We start from the raw sequence: 12578 nt of genomic DNA on the forward strand, positions 1-12578 counted from the left end.
CAACGCCACATATTTCGCTCCTGTCACATCCCCGATCCTGTGAATTCGGTGGCGGGATACGCTGTCTCCTTGCCGTTCACAACCAGCACGAGCCGTACCGAATAGTGATAACTGGCGTAGCGCCCCACGAAGTGACTCAGTACATCGCCAAAGAGCACCACGTCGCCTGAGCCGGCGAAGCCCGCTGGATCGATCTCCACGTGAATGGCGAACTCCCGCAGCATGCCCCCCTTCCGGATGACGCTCCGCTGCTCGATCCATACGTGCCGGATCGCCGCGATGCGCTTCGCGTTGTCGTCGCGCCCGGTCCAGTCGTACAGCGCGAGCACACCGCGCAGCACGTCCTTGTCCAGCACGTCGAACTCGCGGCTGGAGAAATGCGAAATGACCTGCCAACGGTACTGCCTGTCCCGCGGCGGGTAGAGCGGCAGCGTGGGTTGCGTCAGGTTGCGCACGCTGCCTACGCCGCCGGCGTTCGAGGCGAGCGTGCTGATGGTCGACTCGCGCAGCGCCATGCGCGGCAGCGAGCCGTTGTTCGCCAGCACGCGCACCTTCACGTGGGTATCGGGCAGGCTGCCGGATTCGTCCCATACATGGCCGCCCAGCGTGATCCACATCTCTCGGCGACCCGTCACGCCAAAGCCCAGGGACGTATGGAAATACCGCTCGGATGCCTCGTGGCGCAGCATGCCGCCGCGATGCTGGAAGGTCTTGAAAGGCCGGTAGGCGCGCTCCTCCACACTGTCCGGGTCGGTGGCCGATACCGACAGTACATCGTAGGCCTCGATGTGAGCGCTGTCGGCGGCCGGTGCGCGCACCAGGTAGTCGCGCTCGTGCGCGTCAGGTTGCAGTGGCTGCGCATCGGTTTCGAACAGGTTGATGACAGGTGTGCAGAAGAGCCGGATATGGTGCGCGCTGAACGTGACATCACCAGCGAGCCGCTCATTCAGTACGATCTCGAATTCGATACGTGTTTCGCCGGGAGGCACGCTTGCCGCATCGAATCCGCACAGGTCCACAAAGCGGAATTTCTCGGGGAACGTGAAGTACTCGAGCATCGTCTGCTCGCGATCCAATTCCCGGTTGCGCCGCTCGTGGTCGGACGGCCAGAGCCGCGTCCCGGGGCCGAAGCCGGCCGCCTCGACCGTCATGTGAGGCTGTGGCTGCAGGCGCCCGTCATGGAGGGTCGGCAGGCGCACGCCGATCGTATCCACCTGGCGCGTGAACGCCGCATATAACGCGGAGGCAGTGGGCTGGTCGCCGTGCAGGTACAGGCGGATGCGCGCCAGATCATCGAGTGAGCGCTGATCGAAATTCAGCAGATCAAACGCGATACGGATCACCGTGCGGCCGTCGGCACGCACCGCCGGGCCAGCCTCGCGCAGCTTGAGCGGCTGCAGGCGAACCGGCTGGGTGGTGCGGTACGCGCATACCGTGCCCTCGGGGCCGACCGGACTTGAGCGCACTTGAACGCCCGGAGGCAGCGTACCGAGCACGCGCGCTTCGCCCGAACGCGGCACGCATTCGAGAATCGCCAGCGACGGAATCGTGCGGCCGGCATGCGGCCACAGGTGGTCGATCAGCGGGTCGGTGATTTCAGGTAGCGCGTCGTCGAGCTTCATGCGCAGCCGCGCCATCAGGAACGCAAAGCCCTGATATAGCTGCTCCGTGCTGTCTTCCCGCGGACCCAGGCCCGTCAGGCCTAGCCTGAGCGCGGCATCGGGGTGCGCGGCAGCGAACGCCTTGCTCGCGTCGCGAAGATAGCGCATCTCCGCTTCGTAGTATTTCAGATGCGGATTGTCTTCGTCACTCATTGCATCATCTCCGGCGGCAAGGGAGGAAGCGCCGGCACCGATCCTGCCTTGCCGGCAACGCCCGAAGGAAATCCCTGCGTGAAAAAAATCCGCTCGGGCATCCTGAAGCCGCGTAGCTTGAGCAGATCGAGAGGCTCGGCGCCAACCTGCGTGCGCAGCACGTAGCGCAACGGCGCGGCATCCGGCTGGTTCCACGTCAGCTCGTATCGGGTGCTGTCGAGCGGCTTGATCTCGGCCATCGACAGCAGTCGCAGGAAAGCCCAGTCGCCTGTTGCGTCGAACGCCTGCTGCAGGCCGGCGTTGACCATCTGCCACATCAGGGCCGCCCGCCCGTTCAGGCCGTTGCCGGGCCATGTAAGCGCCGTCCACGATTCCTGCTGGTTGAAGTAGGCGAGCGGCTTGCCGTCGACGGAGAGTTCCGTGCGCGTCACGTTAACCGACGGCAGTGCCATGATCTCGAATCGATAGGCTGCGTCGCCTTGCGAATACAACTGCGTGCCAAGCGTTGACAGTTGCCGGATGGCCGTGAGGAACTTCGGGTCGAACTGCAGCGCTTGTGGCGCCAGGCCATTCGGCACCCATTGATCGCCCTGTGGCTTGAGGACACCGGCAAGCTGCGTCGTGATAAAGCGGGCGATCAGGCCGGTGTCCGGACGCACGTAGCGCCCCAGTTCCGCAAAGGAAGCGTCGGCATTCGTATCGAAAAACGGATAGCGGCCGTTGAATGCGCTCCCGAACGGTGTGGCGACGCTCGCGCGCCATGCTTCGTTCAGGCTTGCCGCCGCGGGTTGCAGGATCGTCTGCCACCCGGTATCGAGAGGGCGAGCGAACAGTGCGTCGCCGAAGCCCGCCCACGCGGTGCCGAGGCTTGCGGCCGTGAGCGCCGCGTCGTCGCGTGCCTGTGCGAGTTCCGAGAGCTTGCCCTGAAACACGGCCTGTGCGAGCGAGCCGGCCATCGCCTGTGCATCGGGACTGGCCGCGATTTGCTGGAGCTTCAGACGCATCGTGGTCGCGACTGTCAGGAAATGCGCGAGGCTCACGCCGTTGAGTACCGCCGGGGCGTTTGCCGCATTCTCATTGTTGCCAGCGCCCCCGCCGGTGTCGCCCATCAGGGCAAGTAGCGGGCCGAATGGCTTGTCGAGCGGGTTGATTGCAGGCTGCCGGGTTTTGTCTTCGCTGCCAACGCCCCGCAGGAAGTCCCCTTGGGGGATCAGGCTCTGGGCCTTGCGTACCAGCGTATCGGTCAGGGCCGGTGACGCGCGGCCCGCCTGCGCCTGGTATTGCACGGACTTCATGAGCGCGATCAGTGGCGAGGTTTGCGCGTCCGCGAGGCGCGTGAGCTGGTCGATCGCCCCGTTCAGATTTGCTGCGGGTTGCCACTGGACGCTGTTGAGCATGCCCTGCCATGCGGCGGTGTATTCGGCAAAGTAGCGGGCGGTTAAGCGCGCCTTGAGATCGTCGATCGAGCGCTTGTTGTCGACTGCAAACGCGTCCGCGTCCGCGTCTGCAGCCGCAGGCGATGTCGTCATGGCACCTTGCGCGCTGGACGCGCGTGCGGATTGCGCCGGGCCGCTATCCTCCTGGATGACTTCCTTTGGGGCGTTGGACAGCACCCAGTCGCCATCCACATGCCGTTCGCTCGCCGCCTTCCCGATCGCCTCGGCGATCACGCCGTCCCACGCCGCGCGGGTGTAGATGCCTGGCACGGTCCGCGTAGTCGCGAAGAGCCCGCGTGCGTCCGTGCCGTTTAGCAGCGTGGTGAGCGATGCGTCCGTGTACTTGCCCTTCGCATCGTCGAGGATGTGCTGATAAACCGTGTCGTCAGCGTTCGCGAGACCGACCTGATTCGAGAGCGTATTGCGCGCGGCGGTCACGATCGGGGACGACGCATCGATGCGCCATTCCGGATGCGCCTTCAGGTGGTCGGCGTAGAAGCTGGCGAGACGCTGCGACGTGTCGAGCCACTCTCCGGTCGACATGGCGGCGGGTGCAGACCATGTGCTGGCGATCTGGTTTGTCAGGAATGCCGGGTCTGTGCGGCGCGGTTCGGCCAGCATCAGGTACGCCTTGAGCGCGTTATAGCCATGACGCTGCGCGTCGTGGCTCTGCAGCGCATCGGCGCGCACTTCAGCGAGATTAGTTAGGGATGCTTTAAGTGACTGCGCGACCGGGCGCTGCAGGTTGCGGGTGGCAACTGTCCGGTACGGCTGCCACAGCGCATCGAGGATGTCGTCGTTGCGGTTCAGGCCTGCGCGCAGGTACCACGGTGCACCGTGCTGCTGGCGATACTCGAACATGTCGATCTGATGTTGCAGCGCGAGTTGCGCCCGCAGCGCTGCCGGTGTGCCGGGTGCGGCTGCGAGCGCTGCGCTAGACGCCGCCTGTGCGTCGTGGATCAGATGCCGGTTGCCGATAGCCGAGATCGTCATCGCCACGCACCAGCCGATTGCCAGTGCCATGATAAGTGCGGCTAATGCGTTGGGCCAGTAGAAGCCGACGCGTTTGCCGCTCAGGCGGCGCACGTCGCGGGCGATCTCCTGCCAGGTGGGCAGTAGCGAGGCCGGCTGTGCGCGCAGCGTCATGCCGTTGAGGGCGGTCGTGCCGGTCGAAGTGGCCTGGGTCGAGGCAGCTACGGCGGGCGTGACGACCGGTGTCGCAATCGGCTGGATCACCTTGAATACTGGCGCGAACATCACGCCTGCGAACGGGGCGCGGAGCCATTTCGAGGCGATCAGTGCGTCCCAGCCCGTCATAATGCGCTCGTGTTGGTCACCGATGTACTCCGATACCTCCGCAAGGTACGGCGTGCGCCTTGACTTGCCGCACAGGCGCACGCCGATCGTTCCCGTCTGCTGTTCGAGCGCGGTGAGTTTGTCTTTTAGTTCGTGGGGCGAAGCTTTATCTGCGCGCCGGAGCGAGCCCGATGTCAATGCGCCGATGGCCTGGAATTTCTCGGGCTGCTTTCCGGTCGCCGGCACGGCATGCAGGAGTGTGATGGGCGCGGCCCAGCCAAGATCCGTCGCGATCCCTGCGAGCGAGCGCGGCAGTTCGGCGTCTGGCCGGATGGTGTCATCGACCTGTTCGACCTGGACCACGCCATCTACTGGACGCCTGCGTCGTAACTGCCGGACCTGTTTGCGCCACAGCGCGGCCTCGATGCCGTCGGGGGCCGCATGCACGAGGAACGCATCGGCGATATGCATCACGCCAGCCTGTTTCAGGCCGGGCGCGACCGTCTCGATCAATGTGTCGGCGCCGCTCACCAGCAGCCACGGCATCCGGTAACGCCAGAACCAGCCATGCGAGGTGCGCAGTTCCTCGGACAGGTATTGCAGACGTGCGTCGCGCTTCAGTGCAGGGATCGGCTCGACGGCGTTTGACTGATTCCCGGTCTCCCGGAGAAACAGTCGGCTCACCATGCTGTACGCGCCTAGTCCCAGCGCGACCAGATGCAGGATCACGACCACAACGAGTACCGTAAGGATCCAGAGCGATGCGGTTTTCCTGGCGTCAAGCGTTGTGAAATCGAGCAGATCGCCCTTGAGCCAGACCAGCCCAAGCGCAAGCACGGCAAGCACGACGGCGAGCAGGATCAGCCCCCAGATGGCCAGGCTGCCCGGTGCGCCGGCGGGCTCGTCGCCCAATGCAAGTGTCTTGATGTTATTCGTTGGATTCGTCATGCGGCGAAGCGGAGTTCGTTGCGGGGTTCACGTAAAGGATCGCGGCCTGCGCGGTTTGCGTGTGCTTAGGGCTGTGAAGGATCAGGTGCGGGCCAGCCGTTGCCGATTCGACGGCGGCGGCAATCGACAGCCAGCCGCCTGCCGCGCCTGCGTGGCCGATGAGGCCGTCGGGGCGGCGCTGTGTTTCCAGCTTGGTGACACCCGTCAGCTTTGCCTTGCCGAGCGCGGCCAGCAAGGCTGTTTCATGCGAGTCTTCCAAGCCGCTGATCCACGCGGGATTGACGGTGGGGGCTTCGGCATTGCCCCACAGCACAGCGTTCGCGAGTAGATCGGTGAGCGTATCCAGTTCGCCCGCGACAGGCCGGTGCAGGGTTGCCATGACCTTGACCGGCTCGGGCAACACGAAGATGCCAGGGCCGAGCAGTACAGCGATCGCGCCTTCGGTGCTGCCGACGGAGGGCAGCGCGTCGTGCCATTCCGCAGCTATCACCAGCAGTGGGCGTTTCTCGGCTGCGTCGAGCCAGGCGTCGGCCACGAGCAGGCCATCGCTGGCCGGTATTGGCATACATTCGAAGGCTGGCAAGTCGGCGATCTGCAGCGCGTGACGGACTTGATGCACGCGAATGTCGGCTGACTCCGCGGATGCGAGCACGCGGACGGCAGGTGCATATATCGCGCCGTACTGCGATAAGGTATTGAGGCTTGGAGCGAGCGTATCGAGGGTCTGGGCAAGCATGCGCACGATGGGCGGAACCGCTTCGCGAGTGAGGACTGGCGTCTCTATTGGGTCCTGTCCGGTAGCGTCTGTCATGGCCTCTTTATCCACCGACAGCGGCGCAGTGTCGGCCGGTTCCGCGCACAGCGAATCAGCATCGGCAAACCGGCTATGCACAATCTTTCCGAGGCCGTTGCGCGGCGCTTGCGCTTTCATTAACGTCGTCGTCGCGGCGAGCGCCTCCGAAAGACCCTTATCATCAAGCGGCAGGCAATACCCCACACCGAGTATCTGGAGCGGTTGCTGCGCATATCGCACACGGCTATTGAGCCATTTGCAGCGATGCATGTTCCAGTAATGTGCGCGGAACCAGAGTGCTTCGTATCCGGCGCGGGAAATACCTAGCACGAGAAAGAACAGGCCGTTGGGTAGGCCTACCACGCAGAACAAGAACCACGCGCCGCGCGCGGGCGTGCTCACCGGCCACAGGAGCAGCGCGACGGCAGCGCCAATCGCCCAGCACAGCACCCAGCCAATGAGCCACGGTACGAGGCGCGGTTTGTTCGTCGGGTAGGCACGTGGCAGGCCCGCTGGCGACAGATCGACCGGCATCGTCAGGCGCTATTCACGTTTTGCAGCGACGACAGCAGCCGGCAGCCACACGCGCAGCGGTGGTAGTGCATCGCGACCGGCTTGCCGCTCTTGCCGGGAAACGACGCGTTGCCCTCGGCAATCGTCGTCTTTCCATGTAGCGTACAGAGCGCCTCGTCACCTTGGCACGCGAGGAGTCGGTCCATAAACATCATTTCTGACGAGGCTGTTGTCACCTCGCCGCCATTTTCAAGTTTGTCGCCTTTGCGGATGGGAGATCGCATGCTTAGCTCCGACCAAAAGTTGACTCATGAAATATCTGATGCTGAATCGGTATTCCCTGTGTTCTATTTTCATCATCTCGATTGTTTTGTCTGTCGAAGAAAGTTGTTACGCCGGAAATAGCATTGGCATCAACCGGTGTCGGGGTGTCGACAAACTCGACAGGCTCCAGGATCGCCTTGATCCGATCAAGATCGCTGCGAGTCTTGCGATCCGCCAACCATTTAACCGGAGTGTTCCCACACAACGCGTGGGCTTTGTGGATCAGGCAGAAGTGGAAAACGCGAGTCCGTTGCCGCTCGTCACCGGTTGTGTCATCGTCGGTGTATGCCATCCGGGTCCAGTTTGCTCTCTTCATTGGGACCGTTCGAGCATTCGCCTGCTTCTCGAATTGAATGAATTCGGGGCCGTTGACCGGTCCGTGCCTCAGCCATTTGCCTGCTACATATCTTGCGTTCAGGGCGCTAGTAATTCGTTCCTCGCTGGCGTCTACACAGAATATGCCGAACCCGTCTGTTAGAAAGGCTTTTGGTCCGGTCATTGGGAGCAGATATCCGCCTTGTACAGGAGAACTCCCGTCGAAAGCTTCGAAATGCCCATCGAACATGTTCGCGATGCTGAACCGACATGAACCGACGACATGTTCTGTCGTCGTCGATGTCCACCCGGTCAAAGGCTGAGCGAAGTCCTGCGCTGCGGCAGTACTCAAGTATTGTGCGGCTGCCATGCCTGCTACGCAGGGACAAAGGATCAGTTTTTTCATCTGGATAATCCGTTCCACGTTACCAGTCAGGGAGTTCTTTCAGCGCCCCGTTTGCACCGGGAAACCGAATCCCATCCGTCAGCATGACAAGCGCGGTCGTATAGATTCCGTGCGCAAGCTCGAGTCGATCGACAGCGTCCGTCATCGGATCGGTCGAATGGATATCGCTTGAAGCTGTGCCCGCAAGAGGCAAAAACGGCGGGCTGGTAATCATCGTCTTAGCGCGACCGCCTGAATCTCGACCTTGCCCTTGGTTGCGAAAATCTTCAGTCCGAGCTTATGTGCGCACAGGGAGATCCCTCGCCTGCCGCCAGCGTGGAGCTCTTCACTGCGCTCACGTCGGCGTGTTGGCATCACCACGCCATTGACGGCGCGCGCGGGATTGGTTACTGGGTCGAGCAGGTCCGGCAACGACGGGATCGCGGCATGCTCGTCGAGCGTAAATGTCGACCGGCGTAACGGTGACGAGTCAAGCGTAGCGATTGAGAAACCCCGGTGTTGGGTGAACCTCGCATCCGGTTGCTGCAGGACATTATTGATGGTTCGCATGGCGGCAGTGAAGTCCCCTTTCTTTTTGGGTGGCACGGGTCGTGCACATGTTGGAATGTGCACGACCCGTGCGATTCGACTTACTGAGGTTACCTGCCGCGGTGAGCTAACGTCTATGAGACAAGCATGAGAAGAATCTTAATTTGACCAATATTCGCACTTCTGATGTTTTTTACTACATTACGGATGACGTGCAAGATTTTGCGCTCGAGTTGCATCGAACCAGTTACTGTTCCTTGAAACGAAGCGTCTTGAGCATGTCCATAAATAGGTCATAGCTGAAGCCATTTTCCAGACTAAGTTCACGCTTCCCTAGCAGACACACACCATCTAATTGGGCTGTCATTTTGTCGTTGCCTACCATGACATGAACACAGCGGTAGCGTGATGTGTATTCCTTGGCAGGCCTGCAACTGCCGCGCGCTTTGGCGAATGTTTCCTCAGCAATCCAACCGTGCCAGTTGCTGCCCTGGATGGGCGCTACGTCAGTTTTGGTGACCGGGTCACCGCAGTTGGATCGTTTGAATGAAAAGCCTGGGTTCAGTGTCGGCAACTTGTCGCCGGGTTTCAGACTGAATACGCTGCCACTCGCAGACGAGATCGCTTTATCGATACCAACTCCATCGACTGCAAAACTTATGTTATCGCCGCCACGTGTGTCGAAGTTTGGATCGTATTGAAAATCCATTTCCATGACGGCCTGGTCACCGCTTTTATATGAACCGGTGCAGCCGAACCCAATCGTTTGATCCGAAACACTTTTCAAATATGGAGTATTCATCGACATGCCACATTGATCCTCCACTTTCGGACCCGTAGGATTCGTTCCGATGCTGTGGAGACGAGCATTGTCAGTTGCCGATTGCGCGCAGGCTATTGAACACAAGAGCAGTTCGAGTGCTACAAAGATGGCACGAATCATGGGACACTTTCTTTTGGCGTGCGAGTTTTCTGTGAATAGATAGTATCGAAAATTTCGAGTATCGAGCATACCGCCCCAATTTATTTGAAAATTTGCCCACGAAATAGTTATCCGGCGTTGCTGCTCACTATTGATCGATAAAACGGATGGTCTTGACAATTTGCAAAAAAATGCCATAACTTAAACCTATATCTAAATCAAAATTCTCTGGCTCCCTGGTGAGACAATTCTGCGACATCGTGACGCTGAATTTTGAATTCCCAATCACCATTCGTATGCAGCGGTTAGCTTCAGAATATCGCTTGCAGTAGTCCGGGGTGGATGCATATTTTTTTGGGTTTTGTAAATATCTTCCGCAAGCCACCCGTGCCAGTTTTCATCATAAATTTTTTCTACTGTTGTCTTTGCCGTTAGATTGCATTCCATTGGAGCGCTTGCTGCTATGACTGTCTTTCTGGTTGGTGAGCCATGAAAAATTGCTTCTTCGTTCTTTTGGATGGCTGCGTTAATACTCGCGCGTCGAATATGGAGCGTTGGGATCCTATCCATCCAACTTGGATCGTGGAGACTTGAATCGATAGGGGCGAGGGATAGCACAGTGCCTCCGACCGTGTCGTACGATCCAACGCATGTTCCTAGTGTTCCCTGACCGATAGAGAATAAATCCGCTGGAAGTGCAAGCGTGATGCCGCATTTCTCAGAGAACTCTGCGGATTGCGTAGTTTGTAGGACTTCCTTCGACGAGGCTGAGGCGCAACCGCACGCCATAATTGTAGACGCCACAAACATAAGCAGCTTAATTCGCATATTCAGATTCCTTCCTGTCAGAACGTGTAACTTGGCGATGGATTTGCCCTCTAGTCTCAAGTCGTCACTGCTGAGTGATGGGTAGCGGTGAGTTCCGGTTGTCTGTTAATCGATTGGGAGCATACATACAAGTGCGCCAATGCGATTTGGCGATGTACACCAACCCATGCAGTCAGTAATAGTCTGCGAGACAAACTAAGATGTAACCATTGTTTGAAATTCTTAATCTTTAGATAAGACGATGGCCGCTTGGCGGGCGGGAAAAAATTCATTTCGAAGGCACTGTGTCAACACGGCATCTAAATTTCTCAGATTGACTCGCGGGGTCGCAAAAGATATTGCGATCAGCATCAAAGATGAGTTCGAACGTAATTGGAGTTGGAAAGCCGTCGTACCATTGCCGGATTGAAGCATCAAACTTTACACTCCCGGAGTCTTTCGTCATTCGACCAACCGGTCGTTTAGTAAAATGGCAGAACGGGCCGCCAGTTACAAACTCAAAATTCCCGGTTCCAACATTTTCATAGACTGAGCAACCCGAAGATTTTCCAACCCCCTCACTTGCCACAATTACGGTGCCTCTCGTTGATCCGGCTCCCCACTCAACAATACTTAATATTCGATGATGATCAACATCGAAGTTTGGGAATTCTTTTATCTTGCTTTCAATCTCCGCAAGGCGATGGGCGCCCATCTCGTTGCGCTGGAGCAGACGAGGGCTACTTGGATCTAAATTATCATGCGGATTGCCAGAAGCAACTGCAGAATTTGAAAAAATAACAAATGTGGTGCAAATGCCAGAGATCAAGCGCTTGTGAATTTTATTACTTTCTGATGAAGATTTATTCATGTTTTGTTATCTATTCAATTTAGGTAAGATCAACACGAACAGCACCGCTCGGCGCCGTGATTACTTGCGGATTTTGATTGTCAACCACGTCAAGCAGGAGGCGCGCAGCAAAGGCAGAATATGCATGTCGCTCCGCTGCACCGTTCCCACCGCCATTTATCCCGCGATTGACGTCGTGGATCGTGCTGGCACTCCACGGCTGACCTGCCTTCCGATTTATATTTACCCCTGCCTGGAACGGGCGGGCAACCAAGTAGAATCCAGCTAAATTGCACGCGTACATTGATTCCACCGAATATCTGCTTCGACGCATAGACGCCATTGGTGATAGCGCATAGGGCTTCGGGTTCGAGTTGCATCGAAGAAGTTATTGTTCCTTGAAACGAAGCGTCTTGAGCATGTCCATAAATAAGTCATAACTGAAGCCATTTTCCAGACTAAGTTCACGCTTCCGTAGCAGACACACACCATCTAATTGGGCCGTCATTTTGTCGTTGCCTACCATGACATGAACACAGCGGTAGCGTGATGTGTATTCCTTGGCAGGCCTGCAACTGCCGCGCGCTTTGGCGAATGTTTCCTCAGCAATCCAACCGTGCCAGTTGCTGCCCTGGATGGGCGTTACGTCAGTTTTGGTGACCGGGTCACCGCAGTTGGATTCTTGGTATGCTGAGCCCGGTGTCAGGGTCGGCAAGTTATCGCCGGGTTTCAAGCGGAACACGCTATCCTCTTCTGCAGCAGTCTTTTTCTCGATACCGACGCCTTCTACTACGAAGTTTATGCGAGCGCCGCCGCTGAGTTCGAAGTTCCGGTCGTACTGGAAATCCATATTTATGACGGTGTAACCACCGCTTTTATATGAACCGGAACATCCGAACCTAATGGCTTGTTCATCGACACGTTTCAGGTCTGGAGTGCGCATCGACATGCCGCATTGTTCCTCCACTTCCGGATTCGTTGGATTGGTTCCGATGGTAGCAAGGAGATCTGAATCGACTTCAGATTGCTTGCGGGAATGAATGCCGACTTTCGAGAGTCGGGTCGTGGACTGCTTAGGGATGTTGTCTATAGCCGAAGTCTCCGCATAAGAACTGCTGCATGAAATCAAAGCCAGTGCGACGAGCAGAAATTGACCAATGGTGCATGTAGTCATCAGTTGGTTTTGAATTCTTGGCTTAACTGGATCGCCCAGAAGGACCCGGCTGGGAGTCGACGAGATTGGCAATACGATTCGTAAGATCCGACGTCCCATCAGAGTATTTTTTTGCCAATTCTGATCAGACAGGGGAGTGCCTGATAGCAAGCTTTTCCAACACCGCGTCTGCTTTCGAACTGATGTCTGCCACGCTCTTGTCATAACAATTGTGAAGAATCGTGCCGCAGCCAGACCGGCAGTGATACGCTTGTTCGCGTCATGCATATGAGAAGGCATCCTTGGGTGAACTATCAGCGTAAGCTGACTTGCCGAAAGTCATTAGGCTAAAAGCAATAATAGCTGGCGGAATTTCGATGGCCGATCTCATAAAATTATTCTCGACCTGACTTGCGTCGCCATCGCTTTCTAGCTGGTCGCTTATTCGAATGGGGTTATTCATCTCTGTTCTC

11 protein-coding genes are annotated in these 12578 nt (G+C 58.1%); all 11 read right to left on the reverse strand.

Annotation, left to right across the window (positions count from 1 at the left end; all coding sequences use genetic code 11):
- Positions 1-23 precede the first annotated feature (23 nt).
- Positions 24-1814: a type VI secretion system baseplate subunit TssF gene (gene tssF, locus P3T22_RS02320; RefSeq protein WP_429324107.1), complete on the reverse strand. Its 1791-nt coding sequence runs from the start codon at positions 1812-1814 to the stop codon at positions 24-26.
- Complete coding sequence (locus P3T22_RS02325) at positions 1811-5494, reverse strand: ImcF-related family protein (RefSeq protein ID WP_429324108.1); 3684 nt, start codon at positions 5492-5494, stop codon at positions 1811-1813. Before P3T22_RS02325 ends, tssF begins: the two co-directional genes overlap by 4 nt.
- Positions 5475-6821 carry a hypothetical protein gene (locus P3T22_RS02330; RefSeq protein ID WP_429324109.1) on the reverse strand — a complete coding sequence of 449 codons (1347 nt, stop codon included), beginning with the start codon at positions 6819-6821 and terminating at the stop codon, positions 5475-5477. Before P3T22_RS02330 ends, P3T22_RS02325 begins: the two co-directional genes overlap by 20 nt.
- A 2-nt stretch (positions 6822-6823) precedes the next feature.
- A complete protein-coding gene (locus P3T22_RS02335; protein WP_429324110.1) occupies positions 6824-7084 on the reverse strand; it encodes a PAAR domain-containing protein in 261 nt (86 codons plus the stop codon).
- 2 nt (positions 7085-7086) lie between these two features.
- Positions 7087-7845 (reverse strand): hypothetical protein, encoded by a 759-nt coding sequence (locus tag P3T22_RS02340; protein WP_429324111.1) that lies wholly within the window; start codon positions 7843-7845, stop codon positions 7087-7089.
- Between the two features lie 210 nt (positions 7846-8055).
- Positions 8056-8394, reverse strand: a complete 339-nt coding sequence (locus P3T22_RS02345; RefSeq protein ID WP_429324112.1) for a hypothetical protein — start codon at positions 8392-8394, stop codon at positions 8056-8058.
- Positions 8395-8620: 226 nt separating this feature from the next.
- Entirely contained in the window at positions 8621-9316 is a 696-nt protein-coding gene (locus P3T22_RS02350) for a hypothetical protein (RefSeq protein ID WP_429324113.1), read from the reverse strand.
- Between the two features lie 264 nt (positions 9317-9580).
- Positions 9581-10123, reverse strand: a complete 543-nt coding sequence (locus P3T22_RS02355) for a hypothetical protein (RefSeq protein WP_429324114.1) — start codon at positions 10121-10123, stop codon at positions 9581-9583.
- Between the two features lie 268 nt (positions 10124-10391).
- Positions 10392-10973 (reverse strand): hypothetical protein, encoded by a 582-nt coding sequence (locus P3T22_RS02360; protein ID WP_429324115.1) that lies wholly within the window; start codon positions 10971-10973, stop codon positions 10392-10394.
- 367 nt (positions 10974-11340) lie between these two features.
- Entirely contained in the window at positions 11341-12393 is a 1053-nt protein-coding gene (locus P3T22_RS02365) for a hypothetical protein (protein WP_429324116.1), read from the reverse strand.
- Positions 12386-12568 carry a hypothetical protein gene (locus tag P3T22_RS02370; protein WP_429324117.1) on the reverse strand — a complete coding sequence of 61 codons (183 nt, stop codon included), beginning with the start codon at positions 12566-12568 and terminating at the stop codon, positions 12386-12388. Before P3T22_RS02370 ends, P3T22_RS02365 begins: the two co-directional genes overlap by 8 nt.
- Between the last annotated feature and the right edge of the window lie 10 nt (positions 12569-12578).

It is taken from the genome of Paraburkholderia sp. GAS348 (genome assembly GCF_050434205.1).
In the GTDB taxonomy this organism is placed as follows: Bacteria; Pseudomonadota; Gammaproteobacteria; order Burkholderiales; family Burkholderiaceae; genus Paraburkholderia.